Origin of the sequence: Pseudogemmobacter sonorensis (genome assembly GCF_042762395.1) — a bacterium.
GTDB lineage: Bacteria > Pseudomonadota > Alphaproteobacteria > Rhodobacterales > Rhodobacteraceae > Pseudogemmobacter > Pseudogemmobacter sonorensis.
Map to the genome: position 1 here is coordinate 1 of NZ_JBEFZE010000030.1, position 17455 is coordinate 17455.

At 67.1% G+C, this 17455-nt stretch carries 14 protein-coding genes, 4 pseudogenes and 1 CRISPR repeat array (1 of these 19 cut by a window edge); of the genes and pseudogenes, 6 read left to right on the plus strand and 12 right to left on the minus strand.

Annotation, left to right across the window (positions count from 1 at the left end):
- Positions 1-292 precede the first annotated feature (292 nt).
- Positions 293-573, plus strand: a pseudogene (locus tag ABNX41_RS17055) (hypothetical protein); the annotation flags it as partial.
- Positions 574-794: 221 nt separating this feature from the next.
- A pseudogene (locus ABNX41_RS17060) lies at positions 795-980 on the plus strand (GTP-binding protein); the annotation flags it as partial.
- Positions 981-1498: 518 nt separating this feature from the next.
- Here the strand turns inward: ABNX41_RS17060 and ABNX41_RS17065 are convergent.
- The 11 genes from ABNX41_RS17065 to ABNX41_RS17115 all read right to left on the minus strand — a co-directional run bounded on the left by ABNX41_RS17065 (position 1499) and on the right by ABNX41_RS17115 (position 14004).
- On the minus strand, positions 1499-2875 hold the full coding sequence (locus ABNX41_RS17065; RefSeq protein WP_438670914.1) for an NAD(P)-dependent oxidoreductase: 1377 nt from the start codon (positions 2873-2875) through the stop codon (positions 1499-1501).
- Between the two features lie 81 nt (positions 2876-2956).
- Positions 2957-4393, minus strand: a complete 1437-nt coding sequence (locus ABNX41_RS17070) for an NAD-dependent succinate-semialdehyde dehydrogenase (protein ID WP_438670915.1) — start codon at positions 4391-4393, stop codon at positions 2957-2959.
- A 58-nt stretch (positions 4394-4451) separates the two neighbouring features.
- Positions 4452-5711, minus strand: coding sequence for an NAD(P)/FAD-dependent oxidoreductase (locus ABNX41_RS17075; protein ID WP_438670916.1), 1260 nt, complete (start codon positions 5709-5711; stop codon positions 4452-4454).
- Positions 5712-5741: 30 nt separating this feature from the next.
- On the minus strand, positions 5742-6524 hold the full coding sequence (locus tag ABNX41_RS17080) for an HpcH/HpaI aldolase family protein (protein ID WP_438670917.1): 783 nt from the start codon (positions 6522-6524) through the stop codon (positions 5742-5744).
- A 16-nt stretch (positions 6525-6540) separates the two neighbouring features.
- Positions 6541-8232, minus strand: a complete 1692-nt coding sequence (locus tag ABNX41_RS17085) for a GMC family oxidoreductase (protein WP_438670918.1) — start codon at positions 8230-8232, stop codon at positions 6541-6543.
- Between the two features lie 11 nt (positions 8233-8243).
- The gene (locus ABNX41_RS17090) at positions 8244-9722 is read right to left on the minus strand and encodes an aldehyde dehydrogenase family protein (protein ID WP_438670919.1); all 1479 of its coding nucleotides are present in this window, start codon (positions 9720-9722) and stop codon (positions 8244-8246) included.
- A 153-nt stretch (positions 9723-9875) separates the two neighbouring features.
- The gene (locus ABNX41_RS17095; RefSeq protein ID WP_438670920.1) at positions 9876-10688 is read right to left on the minus strand and encodes an amino acid ABC transporter ATP-binding protein; all 813 of its coding nucleotides are present in this window, start codon (positions 10686-10688) and stop codon (positions 9876-9878) included.
- Positions 10685-11341 carry an amino acid ABC transporter permease gene (locus ABNX41_RS17100; RefSeq protein ID WP_438670921.1) on the minus strand — a complete coding sequence of 219 codons (657 nt, stop codon included), beginning with the start codon at positions 11339-11341 and terminating at the stop codon, positions 10685-10687. Before ABNX41_RS17100 ends, ABNX41_RS17095 begins: the two co-directional genes overlap by 4 nt.
- A 99-nt stretch (positions 11342-11440) precedes the next feature.
- Positions 11441-12280, minus strand: coding sequence for a transporter substrate-binding domain-containing protein (locus tag ABNX41_RS17105; RefSeq protein ID WP_438670922.1), 840 nt, complete (start codon positions 12278-12280; stop codon positions 11441-11443).
- A 48-nt stretch (positions 12281-12328) separates the two neighbouring features.
- Positions 12329-13321: a proline racemase family protein gene (locus tag ABNX41_RS17110; protein ID WP_438670923.1), complete on the minus strand. Its 993-nt coding sequence runs from the start codon at positions 13319-13321 to the stop codon at positions 12329-12331.
- The gene (locus ABNX41_RS17115) at positions 13318-14004 is read right to left on the minus strand and encodes a GntR family transcriptional regulator (protein ID WP_438670924.1); all 687 of its coding nucleotides are present in this window, start codon (positions 14002-14004) and stop codon (positions 13318-13320) included. Before ABNX41_RS17115 ends, ABNX41_RS17110 begins: the two co-directional genes overlap by 4 nt.
- Positions 14005-14413: 409 nt before the next feature.
- On the opposite strand from ABNX41_RS17115, the gene ABNX41_RS17120 reads away from it, so the two are divergent.
- On the plus strand, positions 14414-15079 hold the full coding sequence (locus ABNX41_RS17120) for a helix-turn-helix transcriptional regulator (protein WP_438670925.1): 666 nt from the start codon (positions 14414-14416) through the stop codon (positions 15077-15079).
- Between the two features lie 256 nt (positions 15080-15335).
- Complete coding sequence (locus tag ABNX41_RS17125) at positions 15336-15467, plus strand: hypothetical protein (protein ID WP_438670926.1); 132 nt, start codon at positions 15336-15338, stop codon at positions 15465-15467.
- Positions 15468-16019: 552 nt separating this feature from the next.
- On the opposite strand, the pseudogene ABNX41_RS17130 reads toward ABNX41_RS17125, so the two are convergent.
- Positions 16020-16540 (minus strand): annotated as a pseudogene (locus ABNX41_RS17130) (ATP-binding protein); the annotation flags it as partial.
- Here ABNX41_RS17130 and ABNX41_RS17135 point away from each other — a divergent pair.
- Positions 16512-16763, plus strand: a complete 252-nt coding sequence (locus tag ABNX41_RS17135) for a helix-turn-helix domain-containing protein (protein WP_438670927.1) — start codon at positions 16512-16514, stop codon at positions 16761-16763. The pseudogene ABNX41_RS17130 and the gene ABNX41_RS17135 overlap by 29 nt on opposite strands.
- Before the next feature lie 78 nt (positions 16764-16841).
- Positions 16842-17018: pseudogene (locus ABNX41_RS17140) on the plus strand (hypothetical protein); the annotation flags it as partial.
- A gap of 50 nt (positions 17019-17068) precedes the next feature.
- Positions 17069-17455: direct repeats of the CRISPR family, unit length 36 nt; unit sequence GTTGCGGTTGGCCTGCGGCTTCTGAACGGCTAAGCT; it runs 45 nt beyond the window's last position.

Here is a 17455-nt window from a genome sequence, read left to right on the forward strand (position 1 = left end):
CCGCGGCCAGAAGCGGTCGCAGCTCGACGCGCATTGCGCCACTGGTTCGAGCGATGCGCCGAAGGGTGCGGAAGGTGACCCGCGCCGGGATTTTACCGCGTTCACCTGTACCCGGCCGGTGCAGCCGGGCCCGAAGCTGGGTGCCTGGGCGGGGGAGCTGAACCGGCTGCTTGAGGTCAACGCCGCGCGGGCCAGCCGGGAGCGGCAGTCCCTGGCACAGATCGACGAGGAACCGAGCGGGCTCGGCTATGGGGGCGGATATGACGCGGTGCGCCGCAATGCCTCGAACCGGGCGCGCAATCAGGGGTCCGGCGCTTCTGCCGCCTTCGCGCCCCTGCGCTTTGCGCCCGGCGCAGCCTGCCAGTTCGACTGGAGCCACGGGGTTGTCGTGATCGATGGGGCGCGCACCATCAAGGCGGCCCATGTTCGCCTGCGCCGCAGCCGGACGTTCTTCGCCCGGGCCGATCCTCGTGCGACGCAGGAGCCTCCGGCCATCGGGCTCGGAGCGATGGCGCCGCGCGGGCTTCGATGTTCGACGCCCACGACAGGGCCTTCGCCTTCTTCAAGGGCACCCATCACGGCCCTTGGCCATCGGGCTCGAACCGATGGCGCTGCGATGGCTCGACGTCGAGACCGGAAACGACAACCGGCGTATCAAAACACGAGCCTGAACGCCCTGCAAAACGCAGGCCCCCGTCGGCTGCGCCAGTTGCAAAGCTACGCCGCCACCGGCCTGCTCACCCGGGCGCCAGAGGCCGAACTTTGGGGCCCCGATCAGGGGGCGCCAACATTCAATGAAGATTGACAGTCATTGCGCGGGAAAGACCACGCTTCTGAACCACATCCTGAACAGCCGCGAGGGACGGCGCGTCACCGTCATCGTCAACGATATGTCAGAGGTGAACATCGACGCCGATCTGGTACGCGAGGGGGCCGAGATGAACAGGGCCGAGGAAAAGCTGGCACCAGCCAGAACAGGCCGGTCTCCACGATCGCCAGACCCGCCAGCACCGCCGCCGCCGCCGCCAGCAGGCGAATGTCCTGGTCGCGAGCGAGATCGGCAAGCTGCAACCGATCCTCCCCCGACCGCAGGCGTTGCCAGATCCGTCGCACCGCCGCGACGATCCTCTCGGGCAGGCCCGCCAGCCTGATCGGCCAGGGCCGCTGTGCCGCGATATCGGCGCCGAGCGCGGCGGAGAGCGTGAGATCCCCGTCCGGGGCGTGAGTGCTGACCGCCCCGGGGAAGGATTTTTGCCCCGTCCCGTCCTGGCGCGAGGCGTCGAGCGTGAAGCCTGTCCCCCCGGGCGCGGATCGCCGGGTGAATTCATAGACCTGATCTTCGGCGGCGACCGAGAATTGCAGCGGTGGATCGGTTTGGGCGGGCATGGTTCCAGGCCTTCGCACCGCCCGTTGCGGGGCGGTTCAGGTTCAATTCCGTCTGTCCGGCATGTTGCACGGAAGCGCCCCGCCTCGCAACGTCCCGGGCGTGGTGAGGCACTCAGGCCTCGGGGCTGCCCTCGATGCCCGCGTCGCGCAATGCGCTCGTCAGCCGGTTCGCGGCCATCAGGATCGCGGCGGTGTCGGGGGCCTTGCCCGCCAGAAGCGCGTCCATCCGGGCGGCAAGCTCTGCGGCAAGGGTCTGGATCGCCCGGGCCTCGCCGCCCTCGGCCAATGCGGCCAGCGTCGCCGAGCCGATGCCGCCCATGCCCTTGGGCCGGATCGTGCCGCCATCGGCATAGCCCTCGGGCAGGTCGCCCTTGAGGTTGCGCACCACGCCGTTCCGGATGGCGTCGAGGATCTGGTCGACCGCCTGTTTCGCCCCGGCGACGCGGGTCGGATGGTCGGTGTCGGCGGCGGCATGGGGCAGAAGCGACAGCTTCGCGGCATGGTCGGGCAGAAGCGACAGGTAAGGCGCCATCGGCCCTGACAGTGCCCCGGTGTCGCGGTCGGAGAACAGGTCGGCGTCGATGGCGGCATGGCCGACCTGGCCCGAGGCCAGCGCCGCGCCAAGGGCGGGCACATCCACCAACTCGCCCCGGTCGTAGTTGATGACGACGGCCCCGGGGGCAAGCGCGGCCAGCACCCCGGTGCCGATCATGCCCGCATTGGCGAAGCCCTCCGGCCCCTTGGGGCCGAGGCCGAGGTGGACAGAGATCGCATCGGCGCCCGTCGCGGCCGCGACCGGGGTGTCGGCCCAGAGGAAGCCCTCGCCCTCGATCCAGTCGCGGTGGCGGGGGCGGGCGAAGATCCGCACGTTCATGCCGAAGGCGCGGGCCAGCTTGGCGACCTCGCGCCCGATGTTGCCGTAGCCGATGACGGCGAAGGTCATGCCTTCCAGCTTGGCGGTGGGGAAGCGCACCAGATCGCGCCCGGTGTCGAAGTCACCGGCGGCGACCAGCGCGTTCATCTCGGCCACCGGCAGGTCGGGGCGCACGGCGAGAAGCGCCTTCATCACCATCTGCGCGGTGGCGCGGGCATTGATGCCGGGGGTGTTCATCAGGGGCGCCACGCCGCCCCTGCCGTCGCCGCCGCCCCAACTGGCCGATCCCATGTTGCCGGTGCCCGCGCCGATCCGCACGCCGCCCAGGTCGAAGCGCGCGCCCGCGGGCAGGAAGGTGGCGGCGGCGATGACGGCATCGTAAAGCCCGTCGCCCGCCTCGGCCAGAAGCTCGTCTTCGGTCGAAAGCATCGGCAGGTAATAGAAATTCGGCTTGCCCGCCACCGAGGGCAGGTCACGGGCCGAGCCTTCATGGAAAACGCCGCCCCTGTCGGCGACATGGGCTGTCACGGCGGAATGGTCGGGCCGTCCTTCGGGCCCCGGGGCAAGGCCGACAAGGTCTACGATCAGGATTTTCGGCGTGGTCTTGTCGGTCATCTGTCTGTTCCGGTGCTGGTCGGATGTTCGGGACGAGTTGGAGGGGCGGGGCGAAAGGGCCGCGCCCCGTCCCTCCATAGCTCATGCGAAAAGTTCGGACACGAATTTCGTGCGCTGGAAGGCCTCCAGCCCCTCGATTCCGCTTTCGGAGCCGAAGCCGGATTCGTTCACGCCGCCGAAGGGCGTCTCGGGGGTGGAGATCATGCTGTGGTTCACCCCCACCAGCCCCGCGTTCAGCGCCATCTCGGCATCGCGCGCGGTGGCGCCGTCCCTGGTGAAGACGAAGGACGCCAGGCCATAGGGCAGGGCATTCGCGCGGGCGATCACCTCGTCGAAGGTCTGGAAGGGCACGATCGAGGCGACCGGGCCGAAAGGTTCCTCGGACATGATCCGGGCATCTTCCGGCACGTCGCACAGCACGGTCGGCGCGAAGAAGTTGCCCGGACGGTTCAGCCTGTGCCCGCCGGTCAGAAGATCCGCGCCCTTGCCCACGGCATCCTCGACCAGCGACAGGATCGCGTCGCAGCGGCGCGCTGCGATCATCGGGCCCATCTGGGTATCGGCGTCCAGGCCATTGCCCAGCTTCAGCGCCTTGGCCTTGTCGGCCATGCCCCGGGCGAAGGGCTTTGCCAGCGATTCGTGCACGAAGAAGCGGGTGGGCGAGGTGCAGACTTGGCCGGCGTTGCGGAACTTGGTCGCGGTCAGCGTGGCGACGGCATGGTCCAGATCGGCGTCGCCGAAGACCAGGACCGGCGCATGGCCGCCCAGTTCCATCGTGGTGCGCTTCAGCGTATCGGCCGAAAGCCGCATCAGATGCTTTCCCACCGCCGTCGATCCGGTCAGCGAGACCTTCTTCGGGATCGGCGAGGCGATGAGATGGCGCGACACCTCGTCGGGCACGCCGAAGACCACGTTCAGCACGCCCTTGGGCAGGCCCGCATCCTGGAAGCAGCGCGCGAAGGCGACGGCGGTGCCGGGGGTTTCCTCGGCGGGCTTGATGATCAGTGCGCAACCGGCCGCCAGCGCGCCCGAGATCTTGCGGATCACGTTCGAGGCCGGGAAGTTCCAGGCCGCGAAGGCCAGCACCACGCCGACCGGCTCTTTGTAGACCATCTGGCGCTGGCCGGGCACCCGGCCGGGCACGATGCGGCCATAGGCGCGCTTGCCCTCTTCGGCATACCAGCGCGTCGCCTCGGCCGAGAAGGCGATCTCGCCGCGCGCCTCGGCCAGCGGCTTGCCGTTTTCCATGGTCAGGGTGCGGGCGATGGCCTCCAGCCGCTCGTCGATCAGATCGGCGGCCTTCATCATGATCCTGTAGCGGTTGATCGCGGTTTCGTTCTTCCACAGCGCGAAGGCGGCCTCGGCGGCGGCCAGGGCCGCGTCCAGATCGGCGGCCGAGGCATGGGGGACGGTCGAAATCTGCTCGCCGGTGGCGGGGTTCAGCAGGGGCTGCGTCCTGCCTTCGCTGCCCGGACGGAACAGGCCGCCGATCAGCAGCTCGATTTTCTCTTCATACATCGGTGTCTCCTTTGTTGCGTGACCCTTTGGCGGGCCGCGGCCTGGCGCGGGTCCGGGCTCAGAACCTGGACGAGCGGAAATGCGAAATATCGATCGAGGTCGGCCGACCGGCGGCCAGTTCCGCGACCAGCCGTCCGGTGACGGATCCCCCCATCAGGCCCTGGTGCCCATGGCCGAAGGCAAGGATCACATTGTCATGCCCGGGCGCCGTTTCGATCACGGGAATGCTGTCGGGGGTGCCGGGGCGGTTGCCCATCCAGCGTTCGGCGCCGCGCAGATCGGCGCCGGGAAACATATGCCGGGCCTGGCTGATCAGGATCTCGGCCCGCCGCCAGTTCGGCCCGGCCGAAGGCCTGGCGAATTCCACCGTGCCGGAAAGGCGCAGCCCCCCCTCCATCGGCGCGGCGACGAATTTGCGCTCGGCGGCGTTGACATTGACGCGCAACCCGGTGCGGGCATGGGGGAAGGTGACGTGATAGCCGCGTTCGGAAATCAGTGGCACGCGGACACCGACGGCCCTGGCGAAGGGCCCCGAGAAGGCCCCTGCCGCCACGACCACCCGGTCGGCAGGGGTCACCCCGGTTTCGGTCGCGACGCCGCGCACCCGGCCCTGTTCCATGGCAAGCGCGCGGGCCGACGCCCGGGTGAAGGTCACGCCCTTGGCCGCCGCCAGCGCCGCGATGGAGGAAACCAGCCGCCCGGGGTTCCGGCACTGGCCCTGTTCGGGCAGGAACACCCCCGCGCGGTAATCGGCCGAGATCGCGGGCTCCAGTTCGCGCATCTGCGCCGCGTCCAGCACCTCGACCCTCACGCCGCGCGCGCGACGCATCGAGATCGACAGCGCGCTGCCCTCGGGGCCCTCGGGGTTCTCATAGGCGAAAAGCTGGCCGTGATGGAGGATCAGATCGGCGCAGCCCGCCTCTTTCACCAAGGGCTCGTAGCAGTCGAGCGTCAGCCGGTTCAGTTCGATCATCCCGTCCGCGATCCGTTCGACCCGCGACCGGCGCGAATTCAGGACGAACCGCATCAGCCAGGGCAGCGCATGCGGCAGGTCGAGAAGCCGAAGGCCGATCGGGCCTTCGGGATCCAGAAGCATGCCCGGCACCTGCCTCAGGATCCCGGGCATGGAATTCGGGACGCAGGAGCCGGGCGAAAGCCCGCCCGCATTGCCGTAGGAACACTGGCCGGGGCCGCCCGGCACCACCGGGTCGATCACCTCGACGGCAAAGCCCTCGTCGGCAAGGGCATTGGCGGCGCAGACGCCGATGATGCCCGCGCCGATGACGACGATCTTCTCGTCACGCTGCATATGCGCCATGGCGGTCCGCGCCCCTTTCCCCGTGCCCGATCAGGGCGCCACTTCGCTTGGCACGCCGGCGCGGAAGGACGGCATGGCGCGGGTGAAGGCCATTTGCAGCATGCGGAAGTCGGACAGATAGGCGATGAACTTGTAGCCGAGCCGCTTCATCTCTTCGCCACAGGCGACCGAGCCGACATGGATCCCCGGCACCACGCCCGCGGCGATGCACTTCTCGGCGATCAGAGCGATGGCCTCTTTCACATCGTCCCATTGCGGATCGAACCCGGGGGTATGGCCCATCGAAACCGCCAGATCCGACGGGCCGACGAAGATCGCGTCAAGGCCGGGGGTGGCGAGGATCTCGTCAAGATTGGCCACGCCCTCCTTGTGCTCGATCATCGGCATGGTGATCACGGTCTTGTTGGCATTGGCGAAATAGTCCGAACCGCCGTAAAGGCCCGCACGGATCGGGCCGACCGAGCGGCCGCCCTCGGGGTAGTAGCGGCAGGCCTCGACGAAGGCGCGGCATTCGGCGCCGGTGTTGATCATCGGCGCGATCACGCCGTAGGCCCCGGCATCCAGCACCCGGCCGATGATCGAGGGATCGTTCCACGGCACCCGGACGAAGGGCGTCCGGTCGGTGGTCGAGATCGCCTGAAGCATCGACAGCATGTCGGCGTAATCGGCGCAGCCGTGCTGCATGTCGACCGTCACCGCGTCGAAATCCTGCTGGGCCATCAGCTCGGCCGACAGGCTCGACGGAATGGCAAGCCAGCCGGTCACCGCGGTTTCGCCTTTTGCCCACAGGGTGCGGACCTTGTTCTCGCGCATGGTAGTTCCTTTCGTATCAGGCGTTCAGGATCAGATCGGCGGCCTTTTCGGCCATGGCGATCGTGGTGATGTTGGTGTTGGCGGCGATGATCGAGGGCATGGCCGAGGCGTCGACGACGCGCAGCCCCTGCACCCCGCGCACCCGGCACTGGCTGTCGAGCACGGCCATCGGATCGTCGTCGCCGCCCATCCGGCAACTGGCCGAGACATGCCAGCCCGACCAGACCGATTGCCTGGCCCAGTCGACGATCAGGTCGCGGTTCCGCATCATGTGGTGCATCCGCTCGGTGGTGCCGAACTTGCGCTTGAGCAGCGTGTCGCGGAAGAAGGGCGCATAGTCGAACAGCATGGCTGCCGTGCCGGTCTTGACGAAGTTCGAGAACTTCTTGACCGAAAGCGACCGCGCCTCTTCGGTATAGCCCGCCAGGAACCATGTGTTCACATGGGCCTTGACCTGGGGGTCTTCCATCACGCGGTAAAGCCGCTCGAACCCGTCGACCAGCCGCATCAGGTCGCGGTCGTCGCCGCCCAGGTTCAGGTTGACCAGCGGCTCGTCGCGCCAGTCGGGCGAGTTGAGCTGCACACTACCTTGCGAATAGGATTTGTTCACGCAGACGTTCAGCGCGCCCATGGCACTGCCCAGCGGGTGCCAGCCCGCCCGGTTCACCGGCATCATCAGCATGTCCGAGGGCGTGCAGCCCGCATAGCCCGAGGAATAGCGCACGCCGAGGAAGATGTGGCGGCGCTGCCCGGGGCGCAGGCGGGCGGATTTCCTGAAATGCGCGCCCACGGCAAGATGGGGGTGGTCCATCAGGTTGCGCCCCACGCCCGGAAGATCGGCCACGACCGCGATGCCCATGGCGCGCAGGTCCTGCGCCGGTCCGATGCCCGCGCGCAGAAGGATCGGCGGCGTGTGCAGGGCGCCCGCGCAGACGATGACCTCGCCCGCCTGCCAGACCTCGGCCGGTTTCGTGCCGCTATGGGCGCGCACGCCGGTGATCCGGGTGCCGTCCAGCTCCAGCGCCTCGACCTGGGTATCGGCGAAGATGTGCAGGTTCCCGCGCGCCCGCGCCGCTTTCGTCAGATAGCCGAGCGCGGTCGAGACGCGGTGGTCGTTCTCGTTGGTCAGCGGCAGCGGGAAAGAGCCGTCCTCGAAGGATCCGTTGTAGTCGGCGATATAGGGATAGTCCTTTTCCGTCACCGCAAGCACGGATCTGGTGAAGCCGGCCCAGTCCTCGGGGAAGACGCGGCGGATCGGCATCGGGCCATGCTGGTTGTGCAGGGGGCCGTCGAAATCCTGATCGCGTTCCAGCTTCTTCAGATAGGGCAGCATGCCTTCCCAGTTCCAGCCCCTGGCCCCCATCGCCTCCCATTCGTCATAATCGGCGGGCAGGCCGCGCACGGCGAACTGCCCGTTGATCGAGGAGCCGCCGCCCATGATCCTGGCCTGTTCCAGCCGCGAGGGCGGGATCGTGTCGGAATTCGAGCGCGCGTTGCGGGCATAGACCCGCAGCTTCGACCAGTGGTATTTCGGATCGAAATAGGACAGGCCGGGATAGCTGTCCGAGATGACGTCCGGCACATCGTCGGGCGGGGTGTCGGGCCCGGCCTCCAGCAGGGCGACCTGCTTTGCCGGGTTCTCCGACAGCCGTGCGGCCAGCGTGGCCCCGGCCGAGCCGCCGCCCACGATGACGTAATCGTAGATCATTTCGGATGTCCTTAAAGATAGTTGATCCACACGGCCTTCTGGCGCGTGAATTCCTCGATGCCCGCGCGCCCCATGTCCTTGCCGAAGCCCGAGCCCTTCCAGCCGCCGGCGGCATAGGTGAATTCGGGATCGCGGCCATGCTGGTTGACCCAGACCATCCCGGCCTCGACCGCATCGGCCACCTTCATCGCGACCTTCAGGTCCTGGGTGTGGACCGAGGCCGACAGGCCATAGACCGGGTGCTGCGCCTCGGCGATGGCCTCTTCCAGGTCGTCATAGGTGGTGACGTTCATCACCGGGCCGAAGAATTCCTCGGTGAAGCCGATATTGTCGTGGGCGACATCGGTCAGGATGGTGGGGGCGTAGAAATTGCCCGCGTTCGGGCCCTCCAGCCGCGTGCCGCCGGTAAGTACGCTGGCGCCCTGTTTGACGGTTTCCTGCACCAGCGCGTCGATCCGGTCGAATTGTCTGGCCGAGATGACGGGGGCGAAGGTGGTGGTCTCGTCCCAGGTCGGGCCGGGTCTGATCGTCCGGGTCTTCGCCAGCACGCGGTCGAGCAATTCGTCCGCGACGGATTTCTGCACGATCAGGCGCGAGGGCAGGGTGCAGACCTGACCGGCATTGACCATGAAATTGTTGGCGACGCGGGTGGCGACGGCATCCATCTCGCCGGGGTCGCGGGTCACGATCTGGGGCGATTTTCCGCCGAGTTCCAGCACCACCGGCTTGATGCCGGAATTGGCGGCCAGCGACATGATCGCCGCGCCGGTCCTGGTCGAGCCGGTGAAGGAGATGATGCCGATCGCCGGATGCGAGACGATGGCCGCGCCGGTGGTATGGCCCCAGCCGTTCAGCACGTTGAAAAGCCCGCCCGGCAGCCCGGCCTCGGCCGCGCATTCGGCCAGCGCCAGCAGGCTGTGTGGCGTCAGCTCCGAGGTCTTCATCACCACGGCATTGCCCGCCGCCAGCGCGGGGGCGAATTTCCACGCCGCCGTGATCATCGGGAAGTTCCACGGCACGATGGCGCCCGCGATGCCATAGGGCTGGCGGCGGGTGTAGGACAGCGTGTCGCCCTTGGTGGCGGTGACGATGCCTTCCAGTTTGTCGCAATATTCGGCGAAATAGCGCACCACGCTGGCGGTGCGCACCGCATCGCCTGTGATCGTGCCCGAGACGAGGCGGCTCGACCCCATCGCCTCCAACTGGCCGAGGTATTCGGCGCGCGCCTCGATCCGTTCGGCAAAGCGGAACAGGATCTTTGCCCGCTCGCGCGGGTTCATCGCGGCCCAGCCCGAGGATTTCAGCGCGGATTGCGCGGCGGCCACCGCCATCTCGACCGCGGCGGCGCCACCGTCGGTGATGGGGCCCATCGGCTTTTCGTCCGAGGGGCGCAGGACGGTGATCTCTTCGCCGGGCAGTTCGACGAATTTTCCGCCGATGTGATGGCCGCGGGGAACGGCGACGGTATCGGGATTGAAGCTGAGCGACATGGGCTTTCCTTTTCGGTGTCCTTGGCCCGGGGAGGCGCCGGGCGCGGAAATGGCGGGCGCGCGCGCGGGCAAGGACCTGGGGTTGCCTTCGGCCCGAGGGAAGGGCCGAAGACAGGTCGTGTCGCGACGGATAAGCCGTCGGGGCAGGGGGCTTTACGACCCTTCCAGGAAGGGGCGCAGCAGGTCGGCGGTTTCGTGGAACCGGCCGACGAAGCTTTTCAGGCGCGGGTGGGTCGGGTGCAAAAGCACCTCTTTCGGGGGCCCGTCCTCGACGATCTGGCCGCTGTCGAGGAAGATCACGCGGTCGGCGATCTCGAAGGCGAAGCCCAACTCGTGGGTGACGATGACCATGGTCATGCCTGTCCGGGCCAGATCGACCATGGCCTTCATCACCTCGCCCACCAGTTCGGGGTCCAGCGCCGAGGTGGGCTCGTCGAACAGCATGACCTGCGGATGCATGGCGCAGGCGCGGGCGATGGCGACGCGCTGCTGCTGGCCACCGGAGAGCTGGCGGGGATATTTGTTCACATGGTCCTGAAGGCCCATCTGGGCCAGCAGGTCCAGCGCCTCGGTCCGGGTCGTCGCGCGGTCGGCCTTCTTGACGGTGACCGGGCCCTCCATGACGTTTTCCAGCGCCGTCATATGCGGAAACAGGTTGAACTGCTGGAACACCATGCCGGTCTGGGCGCGGATGCGGTTCACCGTCCTGATCGGCACGCCGTTGCCGTCGCGCGCGCCGGGGCTGGCGTTGTAGATCGCCTCGCCGCCGATGGTGACGCGCCCGTCCGAGGGCATGTTCAAAAGGTTGACGCAGCGCAGGAGCGAGGTCTTGCCCGAGCCCGAGGCGCCGATCAGCACGACCACCTCACCCTTGTGGACCGACAGGTCGATGCCCCGCAAAACCTCGCGGTCGCCGAAACGCAGCCGCAGCGCGTCGATCTTCAGAAGCGGTTCGCCTTTGGTCATTTCACCGACTCCGAGACTTTTTCAAGCTTGCGCGACAGAAGGGTCAGCGGGACCAGCAGCACGAGGAACATGGCCCCGACCATGGTGTAGACCTCCATCGGACGATAGGTGAACGAGCTGACGTAGCTGGCCTGATAAAGAAGGTCGGGCACCGTGATCATCGACATCAGCGTGGTGTTCTTGATCTGGATGATCGACTGGCCCGCCAGGGGCGGGATCATGCGGCGGAAGGCCTGCGGCAGGATCACGCGGCGCATCCGCTGGCCGTAGGTCATGCCAAGCGCGGTGGTGGCGTCGGTCTGGCCCTTGTCGATCGACTGGACGCCCGCGCGCAGGATCTCGGCATAGAAGGCGCCGGCATAGAGGCTGAGCCCGGTGAAGCCCGCCCAGAATTTCGTGATGGCCAGCCCGGCGAAGATCGGGAAGGCGTAATAGATCCACAGCAGGATCACCAGAAGCGGAATGTTGCGGAAGATTTCGACATAGACCCGGCCGACGATCGTCAAGGTCCGGGATCCGGTCAGTTGGATCAGGCCGACGACCAGGCCGATGACAAGGCCCGCGGAAATCGAGATCGCGGAATAGAACAGCGTGACGAGAAGCCCGCTCCAGAACAGGGGCCAGTTCTGAGTGATGACGGAAATATCGAACAAGCGCGCATCTCCAGAGAAGGATTGAAGGGGCCGGGCGCGGGAGCGGCGCCCGGAGGCCCCCCGGCGGCACGGCGGCCACCGGGGGGCAGGCGACAGGGATCAGAAGCTGAAGCTGTCGGGCAGGATCGACAGGTCGATGCCGCGCTCTTCCCAGGATTTCGCGAGACGGCCCTGGGCCAGGCCCAGCGAACGCTGTTGTTGCACCCAGTTGGTCAGGAAGTTGATGAAGCCCGCATTGCCGGGCTTGCGCGCCACGGCAAGGGTGGCGGGGTTGCGCAGCATGGGCTCGGGGATCGAGACCTCGCCGCCGACCTGGCCCGCGATCTGGAGAACGTCGAACACCGACTGGATCATCGCATCGGCGCGGCCGGCTTGCAGTTCCATGATGGCGAGGTTGCGGTCCTCGACCACGGTCAGCGTCGCCTTGGGCAGCAGCGCCTCGGCCACGATCTGCATGGTCGAGCCCTTCTGCACCACGACGGTCTTTTCGGGGGTGTTCAGCTCGGCCCAGGTGGCGACGGGCTTGCCCTCGGGCGACAGCGTGGCCCAGGCGTCGGTGAAGAGCGGCTCCCACAGGTAATCGACCACCAGGCCGCGCTTGGGGTTCGGGTTCACGCCGATGGCGACGTCGATCTTGTTCGACTGGAAGTCGGCGGCCAGGTTGCCCCAGGTGGTTTCGACCGGGGTGATCTTGACGCCCAGCTCATCCGCGACGCCAGCCAGGAAATCGACGTAGAAGCCGCTCCATTCCCCGGTGGTGGGGTTCTTGATATAGCCCGGCTCCTCGCCGATCATGACCGGGATCTTCAACTCGCCGCTGGCGCGGATCTCGTCGATCACGGCAGAAGGGTTGTCCTGCGCGCTGGCGGCGGTATGCGCGGCAACAGCAAGGGCGCCCCCCAGGGCGGATGCCCGGAGGATATTTCCGACGAATGACATGTTAAGATCTCCCTGATCTTGGTTTTCAGTTGATGGGAGCGGCGGTTGTCACCGTCCCAGGAACCCCCCGGAAAGCGGATCGCCCCTTTCAAGGAAGAGTGTGCCCTGGGCGGTCACATAGGCGCCGCCCCGGACAATCACGCTGTAGCCCGTCACCCCCTGCTCATCTGTCTTGTCGGCAAGGGTTGCCGTGAAGGGCACGCCGAGGATGTTCTCGGCGCGGTAGGTTTCGGTCTCTTCAAGCGCGCCGCGGATCAGAAGCTGGGCCATCCGGGCGCAGGTCCCGGTGCCGCAGGGCGAGCGGTCGAACTTGTTCGGCGCCAGGATCAGCATCTGGCGCGCATGGCCGCGCCCCAGATCGTCGTGGAACAGCACGCTTGGCGCGGGCAGGCCGCGCATCTCGGGCAGGCCGTCGGTCGCGGCGGCGATGGCTTGCTTGATCTTCCAGCCAAGCGCCAGATTGGCCGAGACATTCTCGGCATCCAGGGTCAGGCCCAAGGGCGCAGAGGGCACCATGGCATACCACATGCCGCTGTAAAGGATGTCGGTGCGGATCTTGCCCAGCCCCTCGACCTCGACCTCGAAATCGCGCAGGCCCATATAGGCCGGGACGTTGCGGATCGAGACGGCGCCGAGGCTGCCGTCCGCCTGCCATTCCAGCCAGGCCGTGACGATCCCGGCCGGGGTTTCGAGCGTGAAGCTGTCGCCTGTGGCGGGAGAGATCGCGCCGGTCAGGGCCAGGGTCTTGGCATAGCCGATGGTGCCATGCCCGCACATGCCCAGATAGACATAGGACGAAATGAAGATCGCCCCGAAATCGGCAACGGCAGAGGGCACGGGGATCAGCCCGACCATGGCCGCATGGCCATGGGGTTCGTGCAGCAGCGTGCCGCGCAGATGATCGAAGCGCGCCTCGAAATCGCGGCGCATCTCCAGAACGCTGTCGCCTTTCAGTTTCGGCACGCCTCCAAGGATCACCCGGGTCGGATGGCCGGCCGTGTGGGTGTCGATATAGGGAAATGCCGCCGCTATTCCGATCATTCCCGGCCTTCTCCGAATTCCTCGCGGATGGCGTCGCGGCCCTCGTGCCAGATCTTGGTGATCAGGTCGTGCTCCAGCCGGAAGGCCAGTTCCGCATCGCCGTCGATGATCGCGCCGAAGATGCGGGCGGTGTCGTCCAGCGACAGGTCGACCACGCCGGGGTGGCGGCGATAGAGGTGATAGCGATAGCGCAGGGCCTGCTTTTCCAGCCCCTTCAGCAACCGGCTGAGGGTCTGGTTGTCCGCCGTCTGGTAGATGAGCTCCGAGCCCTGCACGTCATGCGAGAAGAAGTTGCGCGCATCGCCTGCATCGCGGGCGCGTTTCATCTCGTCCAGAACGGTCAGAAGTTTCTGCTTCATCGCGGTATTGGAAGACTGCGCCGCCTGTTCGGCCGCGATGGCCTCCAGCGCGATGCGGCAGCGGTAGATCTCGTCGAAGTCGCGCAACGACATTGGCGTGACCCAGATGCCCTTGCGCGCCTCGCGCAGGACCAGCCCGTCGCGTTCCAGCGACCGCAAGGCGTCGCGGACCGGCGAGCGGCTGACGCCGTAGCGCAGGGCGACCTCTTCCTCGGTCAGACGCTCGTTGGGCGCGAGGTCGAGGAAGATGATCGCTTCCTCAAGCAGCGCGACAAGATTGTCCGCGATCCGGGCCGCAAGGTTGTAGCTGTTGCCTGTGTTCATGTGCTCACCATACTGTGCTCTGTATACAATGCAAGTTTCTTCCACCATTTCCCGCGCCCTCGCCCCTGAGATTTTGCGCGACGGCCATTGGTTCGATGAGATGATCGCCGCAAGCAGGAGGGTGCAAGCCTGAGCGGGCCCGCCAAGTGTCAGATTTTTCGTGTATTTGAGATGGGGCGTTCGTCAACGGCTTCGCGCCGGTAGGGCTGGCGATTCTTGCATGAATCTTGTGCAGATCTCGGTGGCGTGGCCGGGAAGGCCCGGCCGGACCCTCGGCCTTCGGGGTGTGCATCGGGGCAAAGCCTTTTGCTCTTCGCCGAGTCGGTGCAAAATCCCGCCCCTCACCGGCGGTCCGAATCTGTTCGGATCTTCGCGCATCAGGGGGCTTGCAGGACGCCGGGGGCGCCCGGTGCGGGTGGTCGAACTGCTGGTCTCGCCGCAATGGATCGCGGATCGCGAGCGTTCCGATCCCGCCCTTGCCGCGACGCGCCGCGTGATCGAGAGCCCGGTCTCTACCGCCGCCAGAAGCTCGACCGCGCCCTGCGCGCCCGGGGCTGGACGCTTCTGCGCCCTGGCGGCGCAGGGGCTGGGGGCCGAGACCCGGTTGCGGACGGATGCCCTGCGCCTGTTGCAGGTGCTGATCGGCTGTTTCGAGCCGGTGCAGGGCGGGCCGCGCCAGATGGAGCGGATGGTCGAGATCCGCCGCCAGGTCGACCTCTCGCCGGGCAAGGTCGCCGCGGCGGCGCTGGCGCGCGGTCATGGCATCAGCGAAAGCGCCCTGGGCCGCGACTTCCGCGCGGCCTTCGGCCAGACCTTGCGCGAATATGCGCTGGGGCGGCGGATGTCGGCCGGGCGCGACGCGATCCTGCGCGACGGGATGAGCGTGGCTCAGGCGGCCTGGCTTGCGGGCTACGACCATGCGCCGAACTTCACCGCCGCGTTCCGACGCCATTTCGGCTATGCCCCGGGCAGGCTGAAACCCGGCGGCCCGGATCCTGGCTGTTCGGATTCTGGCGACCCCGACTCTGGCGACCCCGACTGTGACCGCCAGGGTCCCGACGAAGATCATAAGTAGTTCGTGCTTCGAATATCTGTCTGCGCTCGCGGAGTCCGGCGCCTCGACATCAGGCTCGGCGCGGAATGTGAACGGGGGCGAGACATGCGTATCAAATCTTTTCCGTGGATCGCGGCGGTGGGCAGCAGGATGCGACCATGTTGGACACAATCGTCATCCATGCGCAGAAACGCACGGAAAATGCCGCCGATTTTCCGGGAAGCGTCGCCTTGCTTTCCGGCGAGGCGCTGGAGGTCGGCCCCTCCAGCGCGAGACCGTGCTTGCCGCCCAGCCGGGCCTGACCTTCGGCCCGCTCACTCTCCGGCTCTATACCAGTTACCTGGCCGTTCGCGGCATCGGCTCGGCCCTGATCGAAAGCGATCCCACCGTGGGTTTCATGATGGCGTGAGCTTTGGCACCAGCCAGGCCTTCGGCGACACCCTTCTGGACATCGGCCCGACAGAGGTGCTGCGCGGCCCCCAGGACACGATCTACGGCCGCAATACCTCAACATGGTCTCGAACCCGCCCGACCCGGATGCTGCCGGTGGCCATCCGAGCTTCGGCATCGGGCGCGGCAGGCTGCGCGAGGGCGAGGTCGAGGGGGCGAGCACGGGCGTTGCGCGCGGCCTTCATGGCGCGGAAGCGGGACGGGGATTTCATCTCCTCCCTCGCCAGCGATGATCTGGACGACGAGAGGGCGCGCTGCGGCCGGATCAGCCTCCCGGGCCCTCAACTGTCAATCGTCATTGAATGGCGCCCCCTGATCGGGGGCCCAAAGTTCGGCCTCTGGCGCCCGGGTGAGCAGGCCGGTGGCGGCGTAGCTTTGCAACTGGCGCAGCCGACGGGGGCCTGCGTTTCGCAGCGCGTTCAGGCTCGTGTTTCGATACGCCGGCTGTCGTTTCCGGTCTCGACGTCGAGCCATCGCGGCGCCATCCGTTCGAGCGCGATGGCCAAGGGCCGTGATGGGTGAGCCGATCGAGCAGCGCGGTGGCCATCTTCGCGTCCCCGAAGACGGTCGGCCACGCCCCGAATGCGAGGTTGGTGGTGACGATGACGGAGGTCTGCTCGTAGAGCTTGGCTCGACAGATGGAACCGCAACTGGCCGCCGGACTGCGCGAACGGGAGGTATCCGAGTTCATCGAGGATGACGAAGTCGAGCCGCATCAGATGTTCTGCAAGCCGACCCGCCCGTCCTGCACGGGCCTCGGCCTCCAGCCCGTTCACCAGATCGACGACATTGAGGAACCTGCCCCGGGCAGCGTTGCGGATGACGGCGTGCGCGATCGCCACGGAGATATAGGTCTTGCCGGTCCCGGTGCCGCCGACCAGCACGACCTTGCGCTGCTGGCTGAGAATCGAGCCATGGATTCTGCCGCTGGTTCGGGGAACCATGGCAAGGCCCGTCGGCCAGGTTGCGCGCCAGGGTCTCGTTGATCGGGGTGTCATCGAAGGTGAACTCCTCGATCTGCCGGATCACCGGCCTGCGCCGTCGTCAGACCATCGACGCTTTTCGCCGTGCGACCGGCCTGCCGCCGCATGCCTGGCACCTGCAGCGCCGCATCGCCCAGGTGAAGGTGCTGCTGGGCCAGGGCGTGGCGCCCGCGGCGGCGGCGGCCGAGACCGGCTTTGCCGATCAAAGCCATATGGGCCGCCATTTCGCGGCGATCACCGGCACCACCCCCGCCGCCTATACGCGGGGCTGAGGACCGCACTTTCGTTCTATCCCGCACAGGGCAGGATCCTCTAGCTCGCTGATGATGCCATCAGCCCCGAGGTTTCCCATGTCCCCGTCCCCCGTTACCCCCTCGCCCGGCCGGGCTTTGCTCTGGGCCGATCTTGCAGTGCTGGGCGTCGCGGTGGTCTGGGGCGCCAGCTATCCGGTCGCCAAGGGCGTGCTGGCCCATGCGCCGGTGCTGCTGCTGATCTTCTACCGGTTCGCGATCACCGCGCTGGTCATGACCGCCATCGCGCGGCGCGATCTGGTCGCGGCATCGCACCGCGACCTGGGCGCGGGGCTGGCCTGCGGCTTCTGAACGGCTAAGCTGATTGCCGCTATGCACAGACCGCGTTTTCGGTTGCGGTTGGCCTGCGGCTTCTGAACGGCTAAGCTGAGGGTGAACTGGTCGTTGCCGGAGGTCGGGTTGCGGTTGGCCTGCGGCTTCTGAACGGCTAAGCTAGGCTGGTGAAACGCTCGTCGTCGGGGCGCGTTGCGGTTGGCCTGCGGCTTCTGAACGGCTAAGCTACGGCGGGCTTCGCCTCGCGCGTGTTTCAAGTTGCGGTTGGCCTGCGGCTTCTGAACGGCTAAGCTATATTGTATGGACACCTGCTTTACTATTTGGTTGCGGTTGGCCTGCGGCTTCTGAACGGCTAAGCTTATCCGGCGGAGTTTTCGCAA